Annotated in this window: 13 protein-coding genes; 6 read left to right on the top strand and 7 right to left on the bottom strand. The window is 62.2% G+C overall.

Translation table 11 applies throughout. The features are described from left to right. Window positions 1-86: 86 nt before the first annotated feature. From PMI25_RS13725 to PMI25_RS13715, 3 genes are read left to right on the top strand one after another with little or no spacing between them, the layout of a single operon-like run. Entirely contained in the window at window positions 87-773 is a 687-nt protein-coding gene (locus tag PMI25_RS13725; protein WP_177325722.1) for a CsgG/HfaB family protein, read from the top strand. A gap of 28 nt (window positions 774-801) precedes the next feature. After that, the gene (locus PMI25_RS13720) at window positions 802-1,170 is read left to right on the top strand and encodes a DUF4810 domain-containing protein (RefSeq protein ID WP_007969675.1); all 369 of its coding nucleotides are present in this window, start codon (window positions 802-804) and stop codon (window positions 1,168-1,170) included. Further along, entirely contained in the window at window positions 1,167-1,826 is a 660-nt protein-coding gene (locus PMI25_RS13715; RefSeq protein ID WP_007969673.1) for a DUF799 domain-containing protein, read from the top strand. The genes PMI25_RS13720 and PMI25_RS13715 overlap by 4 nt, the downstream gene beginning before the upstream one ends. A gap of 172 nt (window positions 1,827-1,998) precedes the next feature. Here the strand turns inward: PMI25_RS13715 and PMI25_RS13710 are convergent, their stop codons facing one another. The 7 genes from PMI25_RS13710 to PMI25_RS13680 form a co-directional block, all read right to left on the bottom strand. Next, a complete protein-coding gene (locus tag PMI25_RS13710) occupies window positions 1,999-2,661 on the bottom strand; it encodes a flavin reductase family protein (protein ID WP_007969672.1) in 663 nt (220 codons plus the stop codon). A gap of 11 nt (window positions 2,662-2,672) precedes the next feature. Beyond that, on the bottom strand, window positions 2,673-4,160 hold the full coding sequence (locus PMI25_RS13705; RefSeq protein WP_007969670.1) for an amidohydrolase family protein: 1,488 nt from the start codon (window positions 4,158-4,160) through the stop codon (window positions 2,673-2,675). Then, window positions 4,157-5,353, bottom strand: a complete 1,197-nt coding sequence (locus PMI25_RS13700; RefSeq protein ID WP_007969669.1) for an amidohydrolase family protein — start codon at window positions 5,351-5,353, stop codon at window positions 4,157-4,159. The genes PMI25_RS13705 and PMI25_RS13700 overlap by 4 nt, the downstream gene beginning before the upstream one ends. 149 nt (window positions 5,354-5,502) lie before the next feature. Continuing rightward, window positions 5,503-6,555, bottom strand: coding sequence for an extracellular solute-binding protein (locus PMI25_RS13695; RefSeq protein WP_007969668.1), 1,053 nt, complete (start codon window positions 6,553-6,555; stop codon window positions 5,503-5,505). A gap of 15 nt (window positions 6,556-6,570) precedes the next feature. Further along, window positions 6,571-7,359: an ABC transporter permease gene (locus PMI25_RS13690; protein ID WP_007969667.1), complete on the bottom strand. Its 789-nt coding sequence runs from the start codon at window positions 7,357-7,359 to the stop codon at window positions 6,571-6,573. Continuing rightward, complete coding sequence (locus PMI25_RS13685) at window positions 7,356-8,273, bottom strand: ABC transporter permease (protein WP_007969666.1); 918 nt, start codon at window positions 8,271-8,273, stop codon at window positions 7,356-7,358. The genes PMI25_RS13690 and PMI25_RS13685 overlap by 4 nt, the downstream gene beginning before the upstream one ends. 1 nt (window position 8,274) lies before the next feature. Continuing rightward, a complete protein-coding gene (locus tag PMI25_RS13680; protein WP_007969665.1) occupies window positions 8,275-9,360 on the bottom strand; it encodes an ABC transporter ATP-binding protein in 1,086 nt (361 codons plus the stop codon). Between the two features lie 140 nt (window positions 9,361-9,500). On the opposite strand from PMI25_RS13680, the gene PMI25_RS13675 reads away from it, so the two are divergent. The 3 genes from PMI25_RS13675 (at window position 9,501) to PMI25_RS13665 (ending at window position 15,237) form a co-directional block, all read left to right on the top strand. Continuing rightward, on the top strand, window positions 9,501-10,190 hold the full coding sequence (locus PMI25_RS13675; protein WP_007969663.1) for a GntR family transcriptional regulator: 690 nt from the start codon (window positions 9,501-9,503) through the stop codon (window positions 10,188-10,190). A gap of 134 nt (window positions 10,191-10,324) precedes the next feature. Next, window positions 10,325-12,436, top strand: a complete 2,112-nt coding sequence (locus tag PMI25_RS13670; protein WP_007969661.1) for a hybrid sensor histidine kinase/response regulator — start codon at window positions 10,325-10,327, stop codon at window positions 12,434-12,436. A gap of 167 nt (window positions 12,437-12,603) precedes the next feature. Further along, window positions 12,604-15,237 (top strand): excinuclease ABC subunit UvrA, encoded by a 2,634-nt coding sequence (locus PMI25_RS13665; RefSeq protein ID WP_007969659.1) that lies wholly within the window; start codon window positions 12,604-12,606, stop codon window positions 15,235-15,237. Window positions 15,238-15,382: the final 145 nt, after the last annotated feature.

The raw sequence follows: 15,382 nt of genomic DNA, 5'->3' as shown, positions 1-15,382 counted from the left end.
TTGTCATAATGCCGGCCCTTTTCCGCTCCCCACTGCCTTGCCGTGCCGGGACACACCGTTTTTTTCAGAAGGAATGCACAGTGAGAATGATCTCCCGGATGTTGGTCTCAGGCGTTGCGATTGCCGTGCTCGGCACCCTCGCCAGCTCCCTTGCCGGGTGCGCCACCGAAAGCTCCCGCGCACTGCCGGTGGCCAAGGTCGAGAGCGCCACGCAAGTCTGGACCGGCGCTCGTGTGCCGATGGCGGTAGGCAAATTCGACAACCGCTCCAGCTACATGCGCGGGATCTTCTCCGATGGCGTCGATCGTCTCGGCGGCCAGGCCAAGACCATCCTGATCACTCACTTGCAGCAGACCAACCGTTTCTCGGTACTGGATCGCGACAACATGGGCGAGATCCAGCAGGAAGCCGCGATCAAGGGCCAGGCCCAGCGCCTCAAGGGTGCCGATTACGTGGTCACCGGTGACGTCACCGAGTTCGGCCGCAAGGAAACCGGCGACCATCAGCTGTTCGGCATTCTCGGCCGGGGCAAGACCCAGGTCGCCTACGCCAAGGTCAACCTGAACATCGTCAATATCAGCACCTCCGAAGTGGTGTATTCGACTCAGGGCGCCGGCGAATACGCCTTGTCCAACCGCGAAATCATCGGCTTCGGCGGCACCGCTGCGTACGACTCCACCCTCAACGGCAAAGTCCTCGATCTGGCCATGCGCGAGGCGATCAATCGTCTGGTTGATGGCATGAACGCCGGTGCCTGGAAACCGGCTAACTGATCGCTATTCATTGCAAGGAGCAACACCCATGAATCTGACTTTGTCGCGGTCGCTGCTGGCCCTGACGCTGGCCGCCAGCGCGTTGCTGGCCGGTTGCAGCAGCCCGAAAACCCTGTACCAGTGGGAAGACTACCAACCGCAGGTCTACGAATACTTCAAAGGCGAAGAGCCGAAAGAAGCCCAGGCTGAAGTGCTGGAGCGCGACCTGCAGAAGATCCGATCCACCGGCAAGGCTGTGCCGCCGGGCTACCACGCGCACCTGGGTCTGTTGTACCTGAGCATGGGCAAGGACGATCAGATGGTGCAGCAGTTCCGCACCGAGAAAGCGCTGTTCCCCGAGTCCGGCCCGTACATGGATTTTCTGCTTAAAAACGCCAAGACCGGAGACGCCCAATGATCTCGCGCACCCTGAAACTGCTGGCCGCCGGTTTGGCCCTGACCGTACTCGGCGGCTGCGTCGCGCCGAAAACCGTCGACTATTCGGCGTACAAACAGGCACGGCCGAAGACCATTCTGGTGTTGCCGCCGCTCAATACCTCGCCGGATGTGAAGGCGTCGTACAGCCTGTTGTCGCAGGTGACATTCCCACTGGCCGAAGCCGGTTACTACGTGCTGCCGATCGCCCTGGTGGACGAAACCTTCCGCCAGAACGGCCTGACCACCCCGGATGACATTCATCAGGCGCCGGCCAACAAACTCAAGGAAATCTTCGGCGCCGACGCTGCGCTGTACATCACCGTGACCGAGTACGGTACGCGCTACATGGTGATCAGCAGCGAAACCGCGGTAACCGCGACTGCCAAACTGGTGGACCTGAAATCCGGCACCACGCTGTGGACCGGTTCGGCACGGGCGTCGAGCGAAGAGGGCGGCAACAACAGCGGTGGCGGCCTGATCGGCATGCTGATCACTGCCGCGGTGAAGCAGGTGATCAACAGTTCCACCGACGCCGGATACCCGATTGCCGGTGTGGCGAGCAATCGCCTGTTGTCGGCGGGGCAGCACGCAGGCTTGCTGTATGGCCCGCGTTCGCCGAAATACGGTACGGACTAAACCCTTGAGGCAGTGATGCCACTGTGGCGAGGGAGCTTGCTCCCGCTGGGCGTGCGCAGCGGCCCCAAATCCGACAGCGCGATGAGTCTGACTCACCGCGTCATTTGGGTTTACGACTGCTGCGCAGCCGAGCGGGAGCAAGCTCCCTCGCCACAGGTTTCGCAATACCGGTTTATTTGGGCTCTGGCCAAAACCGTTCGCCACCCCCCGGCGCCTCCGTCCACGCTTGCAACGAGCGGGTCGGCAAATCGAAGTAATCCCGGGTCCGTGCATAACCATGGCCGCCCATGCGCCCGATCGCATCCAGGCCCAATTGATCGATGTACAGCGTCTGTGGATCGATCAACTCGTCGCGCACATGCGCCATCAATACCTCGCCAAAAATGATCTCCCGCGACTGACCGATGTTCAGCGCCATCATCCGTCGACACTCCAGCGCCACCGGTGCTTCGCCGATGCGCGGGCATTTGACTGCCGTGCCGGGGATCGCCGTCAGTCCGGCGGCGGTGAGTTCATCAAAGCCCGGAGCGAACGGCACCGCGCAGACGTTCATCGCCTCCACCAGCGCATCGCTGACGATGTTCACCGTGAATTCCTGATTGAGCTGGATATTGCGCGTGGTGTCCTTGGGGCTTTGGTCGCCGTAGTTTTCCACGCCGAGGGCAAGGATCGGCGGGTCGGCGGACAGCGCGTTGAAGAAGCTGAACGGTGCGGCATTGACCCGGCCTTCGCCGTCGATGGTGGTGACCAGGGCAATCGGGCGTGGCACCACGCTGCCGATCAGGATCTTGTATTTTTCCCGGGGGCTGAGCTGGCTGAAGTCGAAACTGTGCATGGCAGATATCTCTAAAGAAGTGGATCAATTGCGCTCAACGGCGCTTCGGCGCTGTAGTCGTCAGCGAACGGGATGGCTGGCTGGAACAGGGTCTTCCAGTCCGGTCGGGCAAAGGCCCGCTCGCTGTGGCTGCGCATGAGTTTTTCGTATTGGCGCTGGGCCTGACGTTGCAGGGCAGGGTAGTCGACGCCATTGACCTGACCGTCGTGCATCATGCAGCGACCGTCGATGTAACTGGCGATGCAATCGTCGCCGCGCCCGGCCAGCAGCAGGTTTTTCAAGGGATCGAACAGCGGCCCCAGATGCAGGCCGCGCAGGCAGAACACGGTAATGTCGGCCTTGGCACCGGAAGCCAGGCGTCCGAGGTCATCGCGGCCCAATGCCCTGGCGCCGCCAAGGGTGGCGGCGTTGTACAGATCGAGGCTGCTGGTCAGCGAAGCGTCACCTTCCATCAGCCGGGCGATGTTCAAACCGTGACGCATGTTGTCCAGCAAGTCCGCCGGCCAAGTGTCGGTGCCGAGGGCGAAGTTGATGCCCTTGGCCCGATAACGCCCGAACGAGTTCAGCGCCTCGCCATCCCGGGCGAACACCAACGGGCAGTGCACCAGGCTGGCGCCACCGTCGATCACCCGTTGCAGATCGTCGTCACCACGGGTGTAGATGCCGTGGGGCAACAAGCTGCGCGGCGTCAGCAAGTCCAGTTGTTGCAGCCAGCCCAGCGGTGAAGTGCCGCGCAACTGCTCGACCATCGCCACTTCGCTGCGCGCCTGGCAGCAATGCAGGCGCATTGGCGCGTTCAGCTCGCGGCTCAGCGCCGAGGTGCGTTGCAGCAGCGCCGGGGTGCAGGTCTGGATGCGATCGGGCAGCAACGCGCCGCGAATCAAGCCGTCGTGGGCACCGTCGAAATCCTTGAAGAAGCGCTCAGCCGCCGCAAGCCCGGCCAGCCCTCGTTCTTCATCCCAGTGATGGGCGAGTGTGCCGTCGGCGCGCCAGTAACTCATGCCGCTCATGTAGCAAGGCCCGAGGTAGGTACGCAGGCCGAGTTCGCCGGCAACGCCTGCGACGGCGGCAAACTCGGCGTAGGTCTCGGCCCACTCGCGGTAGTACATCGAGGTGATCGGCATCGCCGTGGTGATGCCGTTGCGGATCAATTGAGTGAAGGCGTAGCGGTATTTGAAGATTTCTTCTTCGGGGCTGAAGGTCTCACGCGGGCCTGCAGCCAGATACTCGGCAGACCACATGCGGCCCATGTTGCGCTCGTCGCCGTTGTCGAGGGTCAGCACGGTGGAGTCGAGATCGCCGAGGGCGTCCAGATCAATGAAACCGGGGCCGATCAGCGCATTGCCGTAGTCGATCCACTGATCCACGGGCCCCTGATAGCCGCGCCCGACGAACTCGATCCGCGAGCCGGCGAACACCACTTCGCCGTCACGCCACAGCACGTGCTGCGTGCCGTCGAAGCCGACCACGCAACTGGCACGCAAGCCGATGCGTTTCACAGGCGACTGTCCAGCAGACGACCACCGCTGGCGATCAACACACCGCCGCGATAAACCTCACGCACCGGTCGCGCCACCACGGCCTCGCCAAGGGTTTCGACCGGCATCAGCAGAAAGTCCGCTGGCCGCCCGAGGTCGAAGCCGTAATCGTTGACTCCCAGCGCAACAGCGCCATTGACCGTAGCCGCCTCGAATGCTGCCGCCAGTTCATCGTCCTTGCCCAGATCGAAACGAAACGCCAGCAGCATCGCCCGTTCGAGCATGTCGCCGTTGCCCATCGGCGACCATGCATCACGAATGCCGTCGGAGCCGAGACACACGTTGACGCCGGCTTCACGCAATGCCAGAAACGGTGGCACGGCGGTGTCGGCCGGCGCCGAACTCATCAGCGAAATGCCCAGAGTCGCAAGGCGTTCCGCCACCGGTTTGACCTGGCTCCACGGCAGCATGCCCAGGCAGTAGGCGTGGCTGATCATCACCCGGTGCTGCAGGTTGAATCGCTCGGTGTATTCGGCGATTCGCGCGATTTGCCACAGGCCCAGTTCACCTTTGTCGTGCAGGTGAATGTCGACGCCACGGCCAAACTCGGCGGCGAGTCTGAACACGAAATCCAGCTGCGCAATCGGGTCGTTGTCGATGCCGCACGGGTCGAGACCGCCGACGTTTTCCACGCCCAGGGCCATGGCTTCGCGCATCAGTTCGGCGGTGCCGGGGCGGCTGATCAGCCCGGTCTGCGGGAACACCACCAGTTGCAGGTCGATCAGGTCCTTGTAGCGTTCGCGTAGATGCAGCATGGCTTCGACGTGGCGCAGACCGAACTCGGGATCGATGTCCACGTGACAGCGCATCGTCAGCGAGCCACGGGCGATGCAGTTTTCCAGCAGGGCACCGGCGCGTTCGGCAATCGGCGCCTGGACTTCGCGCAGCACGCGGCGTTCGTTGCTGATGTAGTCCTTGAGCGTCGGGCCGGCGCTGTTCGGGCGCCAAGGCTGGCCATAAAGGGTTTTGTCGAGGTGGACGTGGCTTTCCACCAGCGGCGCGGTGAGCAATTGGTTATGGCCGTCGATGTCGCTGGCGGCCAACGGGCTGTTCGAGGCCGGGCGGCGTTGGCTGAACCGGCCGTTTTCGATCAGCAGGTCTTCGGCGGGGCCGCCGTAGGGGCGGACATTTCTGAGCCATTGTGGCTGGGTCATCGGCTTACCTCGGTTTCAGTGGTGTCTGGTCGGGCCTCTTCGCGAGCAGGCTCGCTCCTACAGTGGTTTCGTGTGGGGCATGAAATCCGGACAACCCCATACCCTTGTAGGAGTGAGCCTGCTCGCGATGGCCGCACCTCGGTTTCGGATCAGCCCTTGAGCTTCGACCAGATCCGGTCCTGCAGCTCCCGCGACTTGTTGCTGCATTCCTTTTCCGGGCGCAGGCGTGAGGCGTATTCCTCGGGCATGTTGATGGCGTCCATGACCTTCCATTTCGGGTCGAGCAACTGGTCGCTCTGGATGCCGTTGGCGTAGGCGATGGCGTTGGACACGGCGGCAGCGTTTTCCGGTTTCATCATCCAGTCGATGAAGATCTTCGCGTTGCCCGGGTGCGGCGCGCTTTTCGGCACGGCGAAGTTGTCCTGGAACATCGCCACGCCTTCACGCGGATAGACGTACTTGATGGTGCTCTTCTGCAAGGTCGCGCGGGCAGTGGAGCCGTTCCAGTTCTGCATCATGATTACCTCGCCCGAGGCCATGCGGTCGACGGTGTTGTCGGAGCTATACATCTTCAGGAACGGTTTCTGCTTTTGCAGCAGTTCGAGGATGCGCTTGGCGTCCTGCGGGTTTTCCGTGCATTCGTCGACATTCAGGTAGTGGCTGGCGGCGTTGATCACGCTGCTGGAGGTATCGAGTGCGGCAAGCTGGCCTTGCAGTTCCTTGCGCGGTTCAAAGAACTCTTTCCACGAATCATCCAGTTTGCCGCCGGGCACCCGCGCACTGTCGTAGGAGAAGCCGGTGGTGCCCCACAGATACGGTGCCGAGAACTTGCGACCCGGGTCGAAGCTCGGGTCGCGGAACGGACCTTTGACGTACTGGAAATTGCTTAGGGTCGGGGTGTCGATTTCCAGCAGCAGATCCTGCTTGATCAGGGTTTGCATGATCGACTGCGACGGCACGATCACGTCGTACGCGGCGCCGCCAGCCTGCAATTTGGCGAGCAGGGTTTCGTTGCTGTCGTAACCGTCCATGGTGACCTTGATCCCGGTCTCCTTTTCGAACTTGGCCAGCAGATCCACCGGGTAATAATCGGTCCAGTTATAGAAAAACAATTCCTTGGGTTCAGCGGCGTGGGCGCCGAACGCGGCGAAACAACTCAGGGCCAGACCGGATACGGCCAGACGCAGGCTTTTGACTTTCATGAAAGCGCTCCAGGTTTATGGTTGTTTGCCGCGTTGGCCCAGCCAGAAGGCCAGCACCACGAGGACGATGGAAATCACCAGCATCAGGGTCGAGATCGCGTTGATCTCGGGCGTTACCCCGGCCTTGATCGCCGAGAAGATGTACACCGGCAACGTGGTCGAACCAGGCCCGGCGACGAAGAAGGTCATGATGAAATCGTCGAGGCTGACCACGAACGCCAGCACCGAGCCGGACAACACCGCCGGCCACAGCAGCGGCAAGGTCACGCGGCGGAACACCTGCCACGGATTGGCGTACAGATCGTTGGCCGCCTCCAGCAGGCTCTTGTCCAGATCATTGAGGCGGGCACGGATCGGCAGGTAAGCGAAGGGAATGCAGAAGCCGATGTGCGCGACGATCACCGTCAGCAACCCGAGCTTGATCCCCAGCGCCATGAACAGCAGCAAGGTCGCTACGGCGGTGACGATCTCCGGCAGGATCAGCGGCAGGTTGATTCCGCCTTCGACCATTTTCTGCCCGTAGAACGGTCGGTAGGTCGCCAGTGCCGCGAGCAGGGCAATCGCCGTAGCGCACACGGTGGCGAGGGTGGCGACAATGATCGAGTTCAGCGCTGCGGTCTGGATCGACGGGTTGGCCAGAATCCGTCCGTACCAGGCGAAGGAGAACTCGGTCCAGACCGTCGCCGAGCGGTTGGCGTTGAAGCTGTAGACGATCAGCACCAGGATCGGCAGGTACAGATAGGCGAGGATCAGCAGGCTGATTTCCCGGGTCGCCGGGAGTTTTTTCAGGTGCAGAGAGATCATGCTTGCGCTCCCCGGTTGAGGGTTTTCGCCGCGCTGCGGCTATAGAGGGCGTAGAGCACCAGTGACAACAGCAAGATCCCCAGCAGCAGGAACGACAGCGAACTGCCCAGCGGCCAGTTGCGTGCTGTGCCGAATTGCTGCTGGATCAGATTGCCGATCATCAGCGTCTTGCCGCCACCGAGAATCGCCGGGGTGATGAACGCGCCGAGGCTCGGCACAAACACCAGAAGCGCCCCGGCGATCACCCCGGGCATCGACAGCGGCAGGATGATCCGGCGCAGTGCGTGCCAGCGGTTGGCGCCCAGGTCATACGCGGCTTCGACCAGACGCCAGTCGAGTTTTTCCAGGGTCGAGTAGATCGGCAGAATCATGAACGGCAGAAAGCTGTAGACCAGCCCGACACTGACCGCGAAGTCGTTGTAGAGCAGGGTGATGCCGCCGGCGCTCGGGAACAGTGCGTTGAGGCTCTGGGCGACCCAGCCCTGTTCGCGCAGGATGATCAGCCACGCGTAGTTGCGGATCAGCAGGTTGGTCCAGAACGGGATGGTGATCAGCAGCACCATCAGATTGCGCCGACGCGGGGTCAGGCTCGACATCCACAACGCCACCGGAAAGCCGAACAGGAAACACAACACCGTGGTGCCACCGGCCTGCAACACCGAGCGCAACAGCGCCTGGGCGTAGACCCAGTTCAGCTCCAGTTCACCGTCGAAGCCCTCCTGGAAAAACAGCTGCACGTAACTTTGCAATTGCCATTGCGCCTGCCAGTCGACGCCGCCGTAGGTGTTGCGCGGCAGCAGGCTGATGTAACCCATGATCCCCAGCGGAATGGCGATCAGGGCGAGCAGGGTCAACACCACCGGGCTGAGCAACAGCGCCCGGTTCAGAGCGGGGGAAGTGCTGCTGACGCTCATCTCAGGCCTCCATCAACAGGCAGGCGTGCGGCGGCAGGTGCACGGCGACACGTTCGCCGACGGCGCGGCCACGGTTCAGGCCTTCGTTGTTTTCGCGCAACATGACTTTGACGTCGTTGTTCAACCGGCACTGGTACAGCGTGGCGGTGCCGACATACAGCACCGCCTCGATGACGCCGCGCAGGTGATGCGGCTGGCTGGCATCCACCAGTTGCGAACGCTCCGGGCGGAACGCCAGTTGCACGCTGCTGCCGGCAAAGCTCTGTTGCTGACACGGAATTTCGATCGGCATGCCGTTGGGCACGAAGAGTTTTTCGTTGTGCGCGCCGTGCTTGAGCTGACCGGGAAGGAAGTTGATGTCGCCGATGAATTGCGCGACGAAACGGTGTCTGGGTTGTTCGTAGATGTCGGTCGGGGTGCCGATCTGCAGGATCTTGCCGGCGGACATCACCGCAATGCGGTCGGACAGGGTCAACGCTTCTTCCTGATCGTGGGTGACGAAAATGAAAGTGATCCCGGCTTCTTTCTGCACGCGCTTGAGTTCGACCTGCATTTCCTTGCGCAGCTTCAGGTCCAGCGCCGACAGCGGTTCATCCAGCAGCAGAACTTTGGGTTTGGGCGCCAACGCCCGGGCCAGAGCCACGCGTTGTTGCTGACCACCGGACAGTTCGGCCGGTTTGCGCCCGGCCAGATGCTCCATCTGCACCAATGCGAGCATTTCGTTGACCCGATCCGGAATCAACTTGCGATCAAGACCCTGCATCTCGAGGCCGAAGGCGATATTCTGCGCGACACTCATGTGCGGAAACAGCGCGTAACTCTGGAACACCGTGTTGACCCGGCGCTTGAACGGCGGCAGATCATTGACCGGCTCGCCAGCCAGGCGAATCTCGCCTTCACTGACGTGTTCGAAACCGGCGATGGTGCGCAGCAGGGTGGTTTTGCCGCAGCCCGAAGGGCCGAGCAGGGTGAAGAACTCGTTATCGGCGATATTCACCGACACATTGTCCAGGGCCGGTGCGAGGCCAGGGTCCTCGGAGTACCGTTTGGAGACGTTGCGCACTTCAATTGCTATTGGTTGACCCATAATGGTGCAATCCTCTAATTATTGTATGCAATATCTGAATGCAATTTAGAAATACCCGGATTAATCTGCGTGTGCAACCCCCTTTTTCCATGGCCAGTCATCGCCAGGGGCCGGTTGCCTGACGCTAAAGGAGTGTTGCAATGACCGAGAAAAAACTGGAAACCACGGTCGACCGCGTCTACCAAGGGGTTTACGAGGCGATCAGCAAGCGTTCGCTGCGTCCGGGGATGAAGCTGGGCGAGGCCTCATTGGCCGAACTGTTCAATGTCAGCCGTACGTCGGTGCGTGCTGCGCTCAAGCAACTGGAGGCCGACGGACTGGTCACCACCGAGCCCAATAAAGGTGCATCGGTGTCGTTGCCGAGCAATGAAGAGATCCGTTCGCTGTTCGAAACCCGGCGCCTGATCGAGATCGGCATCGTCACCGAGCTGTGCCGGCGCAAGGACACCGCCGCGATGCAAGACCTGCGCGAGCATCTGTTGCTGGAAGACGAGGCCCACGCCGCTGGCGACCACGAACGGCTGATCCACCTGCTCGGCGAGTTCCACATCAAACTGGCGCGCAGCCTCAATAACCCGGTGCTGCTCGACTGGTTCCAGAAACTGATTTCCCGCGCCTCGCTGTACGCCGCCGCGCTGGATGACGACAGCCACGAAGCCTGCCGCGACGACGAGCACCTGCGGCTGATCGAGTACATCGAAGCGGGCAATCAGAGTGCCGCCATCGAGTTGACCTGCATGCACCTGAACGGCATTGAAAAGGCCATTCTCGACGTCGCAGCGAAGATGAAAACTGGCTACCATCCGCTCAAACACCTGATCGGGGTCTGACCCCGGCCGCGGCGTGAAATCAGCTATACCTTCAATGAAACCAATGCGGTCGGTGGCGCTCGAAACAGACGGGCGCCGCGTTCGTCAAGCGCTGCGATTTATCGGACAGACACCACAGGACACCGAGTCAATCGATGCAGTTTTTATCCGAAAGTCACGGGTGTGACGGCTGGAAGGGCGAGATGGCCGGGCGTATTCGTGCGTTCGACTGGAGCGACACCGAACTCGGTCCGCTGCAGAACTGGCCTGCGAGCCTGTGCAGCGCGGTGCAATTGATGCTGGCGTCGCCGTTGCCGATGGTCATGCTCTGGGGCCGTGCCGGCTACATGATCTACAACGATGCCTACTCGCAGTTTGCCGGTGGTCGCCATCCGTACCTGCTGGGCTCGCCGGTGGAACTGGGCTGGCCGGAAGTCGCCGATTTCAACCGGCATGTGGTGGACACCTGTCTGGCGGGCGGCACCTTGTCGTACCGCAACAAGGAACTGGTGCTGCTGCGCGATGGCGTGCCCGAAGACGTCTGGATGGATCTGTATTACAGCCCGGTGGCCAACGATGCCGGCGTGCCCGCCGGGGTGATGGCGATGGTGGTCGAAACCACCGAATTCATGCGCTCCGAACAGCTGCGTCAGGCCGCGGAAGATGCCTATCGCGCTGACAATGAGCGGGTGCGGCTGGCGCTGAATGCCGGGGCCTTGCTTGGCTCGTTTGTCTGGGACGTGAAGCACAATGTGCTGTCGGCGGATGAGCGTTTCGCCCGCACGTTTTCGTATCCGCCGGATCAGGACTTGAGCAATCTGCCGCAGTCCTACTGCGAAGCGCGGATCCACCCGGACGATCTGGCGTGGGTGCATGATCGGGTCAGCCATTCGGTGCAGACCGGCGAGCCGTACAACGCCGAGTACCGCGTGCGACGCGCGGACGGCAGCTACCTGTGGGTGCTGGCCAGTGGCGCCTGCGAGTTCGACGAACACGGCGCAGCGTTTCGTTTCCCCGGCGTGTTGATCGACATCCACGAGCGCAAGAACGCTGAAGAATCCCTGCTCAAATTCACCCGCAACCTTGAACAACGGGTAGCTGATGAAGTGGGCGCGCGGCTGGCGGCGGAAGAGCAACTGCGCCAGTCGCAGAAGCTTGAAGCCATCGGCGGCCTGACCGGCGGTGTGGCCCACGACTTCAACAACCTGCTGCAGGTAATCGCCGGCAACCTGCACTTGCTGGCGCGGCACGAGCCGGACAATGCCAACGTGCAACGCCGGGTCAGCGCGTCGCTGGCGGCGGTCGAGCGCGGGGCCAAACTGTCGTCGCAATTGCTTGCTTTCGCCCGACGTCAGCCCTTGTCGCCGGCGGTGTGCGATCCACGGCAGATCTTCGATGGTGTCGGCGAATTGCTCCAGCGTGCGTTGGGCGAGACCATTCAGATCGATGTGCAGTTGCCGCAGGAACCGTGGCACATCAACGTCGACCGCAATCAACTGGAAAACGCCATTCTCAACCTGGCGATCAACGCCCGGGATGCGATGAAGGGCGAGGGCACGATTGTCCTCAGCGCCCTCAATACCCGGCTGGACAGCAATTTCTGCGCGGGCAAAGGCATCGTTGCCGGCGATTTCGTGCGAGTGATGGTCAGCGATGCCGGCGTTGGCATTGCGCCACAAATGCTCGAGCAGGTGTTCGAGCCATTTTTCACCACCAAGGCCGACGGCCAGGGCACCGGGCTCGGTTTGAGCATGGTGTTCGGTTTCGTCAAACAGAGCGGCGGCCACGTCGAGATCGACAGCACCGTGGGCGAGGGCACGCGGGTGCAACTGTACTTTCCGCGCAGCCTGCGCCCGGTTCTCGATGAGACGCCAAGCGTCGACCCGCAACAGGGGGGCGGCCACGAGACCATTCTGGTGGTAGAGGACAACGACGCCGTGCGCGCCTCGGCGGTAGAGTTGCTGCGCGAAGAAGGTTATCGCGTACTGACCGCGGGCAACGGTGACGTGGCGATGCAAATGTTGCTGGAAGGTATCGGGGTGGATCTGATTTTCACCGACGTGGTGATGCCAGGGTTGATCAAGAGCTCCGATTTGGCAGCCTGGGCCAAAGTGCAGACGCCGCCGGTGGCGGTGCTGTTCACCTCCGGCCACACCCGCGACATCATTTCACGCAACCACCAGTTGAGTCCGGACACGCATTTGCTCGGCAAACCGTATGGTCCGGAGGCGTTGCTGCAGATGATTCGCTCGGTGCTCAGTGCCTGATTCCCTGTGGCGAGGGGATTCATCCCCGATGGAGTGCGCAGCACTCCCCAGCATTTTTACAGCTATATGGGATTTGCAGTGACTGCGCCGGCTGCGCCGCCGATCGGGGATAAATCCCCTCACCACAGGGTTCAACTTCGCTCCTAATTTTTCTGCAGGGACAGCCCATGACTTCCAAACGCACCTCCAAAGCACCCGCCGGCATGGTTCGGGTGCGTGGCGCCCGGGAACACAATCTGAAGAATGTCGATGTCGATATCCCCCGCGACGCGCTGGTGGTGTTCACCGGCGTCTCCGGTTCGGGCAAGTCGTCACTGGCCTTTTCAACGTTGTACGCCGAAGCCCAGCGACGCTACTTCGAATCCGTGGCGCCGTATGCGCGACGCTTGATCGATCAGGTCGGCGTGCCGGATGTCGATTCCATCGAAGGCCTGCCGCCCGCCGTGGCCCTGCAACAGCAGCGCGGTACGCCGAGCACGCGTTCGTCGGTGGGCAGCGTGACCACCTTGTCGAGCCTGATTCGCATGCTCTATTCCCGCGCCGGCAGTTATCCGCCGGGGCAACCGATGCTCTACGCCGAGGATTTCTCGCCGAACACCCCACAAGGCGCGTGCCCGGAGTGCCACGGCCTGGGGCGTGTCTATGAAGTGACCGAAGCGCTGATGGTGCCTGATCCGAACCTGACCATCCGCCAACGCGCCGTGGCCTCCTGGCCGCTGGCGTGGCAGGGGCAGAACCTGCGCGACATCCTCGTGACCCTGGGCATCGACGTCGATATTCCCTGGAAGAAACTGCCGAAAAAGCAGCGTGACTGGATTCTGTTCACCGAAGAAACCCCGACCGTGCCGGTGTACGCCGGGCTGACCCCGGAAGAAACCCGGGTCGCCCTCAAACGCAAGATGGAACCGAGTTATCAGGGCACCTTCACCGGCGCCCGCCGTTACATCCTGCACACCTTCACCCACTCGCAAAGTGCGCTGATGAAGAAGCGCGTTTCGCAGTTCATGCTCGGCAGCCCGTGCCCGTTGTGTGACGGAAAACGCCTCAAGCGTGAAGCGTTGTCGGTGACCTTTGCCGGTTACGACATCGGTGAGCTGTCGCAGATGCCGTTGTTGCAAGTGGCCGAGGTACTGCGGCCAGTGGCGGCGGCAACCTATCTGGACCACGCCGAGGAAACCGGCGAAACCCTGAGCCATGCGCAGACCCGCGAGGCGCGTCAGCAGCGTGTGGCTCACGGTGGCAGCGGTCACGCCAGTGCGCCGGATGTGCGCCACACGCCGAACCTGTCGCTGGAAAAACGCCTGGCGGCGCAACGGATTGCCGAGGATCTGCTGGAACGGGTCAGCACCCTGACCGATCTGGGCCTGGGTTATCTGGCGCTGGAGCGCAGCACCCCGACGCTGTCGTCCGGCGAGCTGCAGCGTTTGCGCCTGGCGACGCAATTGGGCTCGCAACTGTTCGGTGTGATCTACGTGCTCGACGAGCCGTCCGCCGGTTTGCATCCGGCCGATGGCGAGGCGTTGTTCGAGGCCTTGCAGCGCTTGAAGGCCGACGGCAATACGCTGTTTGTGGTCGAGCATGATCTGGAGACCATGCGCCGTGCCGACTGGCTGATCGATGTCGGCCCGGCGGCGGGTGAAAAGGGTGGGCGGGTGTTGTACAGCGGCCCGCCGGCCGGGCTGGCCGAGATCGATGAATCGCAGACCCGCGCTTATCTGTTTGCCGAGAGCCAGCGGCAGACCCGCACCGCGCGCAAGCCGACAGGGTGGCTGAAACTTGACGGGATCAGCCGCAATAACCTGCACAACCTCAGCGCTGAATTTCCGCTGGGCTGTTTCACCTCGGTGACCGGTGTGTCCGGTTCGGGCAAGTCGAGTCTGGTCAGTCAGGCGTTGCTGGAACTGGTCGGCGCGCAGTTGGGGCGGCCGGTGGTTGAGGAGGAGCCGGAAGAACTCAGTCTTGAAGATGATGCGCCGCAGGCCAGCAGTGGTCAGGTGACGGCGGGGCTGGAGTCGATCAAACGCCTGGTGCAGGTTGATCAGAAACCCATTGGCCGCACGCCGCGTTCGAACCTGGCGACCTACACCGGGCTGTTCGACAACGTGCGCAAACTGTTCGCCGCCACACCCGAGGCGCGGGCGGCGGGGTATGACGCCGGGCAGTTTTCCTTCAACGTCGCCAAGGGCCGCTGCCCGACCTGCGAGGGTGAAGGTTTTGTCAGTGTCGAGTTGCTGTTTATGCCGAGCGTGTATGCGCCGTGCCCGACCTGTCATGGCGCGCGCTACAACCCGCAGACCCTGGCGATTGTGTGGCAAGGTCTGAGCATTGCGCAGGTGCTGCAACTGACCGTTGAAGAGGCGGTCGCAGTGTTCGGCGAGCAACCGGGTATTCGTCGCTCGCTGGAGGTGCTGCGTGACATCGGCCTGGGTTATCTGCGGCTCGGCCAACCAGCCACCGAACTGTCCGGCGGCGAGGCGCAACGGATCAAACTGGCGACTGAACTGCAGCGCAATCAGCGCGGCGCGACCCTGTATGTGCTGGATGAACCGACCACCGGGCTGCATCCGCGAGACGTTGATCGGCTGCTGGAACAACTGGATACACTGGTCACGGCCGGGCACACGGTGATCGTGGTCGAACATGAAATGCGCGTGGTGGCACAGAGTGACTGGGTAATCGACATCGGCCCGGGGGCCGGAGATCAGGGCGGCAAAATCGTCGCCGCCGGCACTCCACAGAAAGTCGCAGCGAGCAAGAAGAGCCGCACCGCACCGTTTCTGGCGCGGGCTTTGAGCCGATAGCACCGACCCCATCGCCAGCAGGCTGGCTCCCACAGGATTTTCGGTGTGCACAAGATGGATGATCAACACAGATCCACTGTGGGAGTGAGCCTGCTCGCGAAAGCGGTGTGTCAGGCAATGAAGAGGCTGGATGTACCGACGCCTT

Source organism: Pseudomonas sp. GM30, from assembly GCF_000282275.2.
GTDB lineage: Bacteria > Pseudomonadota > Gammaproteobacteria > Pseudomonadales > Pseudomonadaceae > Aquipseudomonas.
This window is presented reverse-complemented; position numbering and strand designations above follow the sequence as displayed.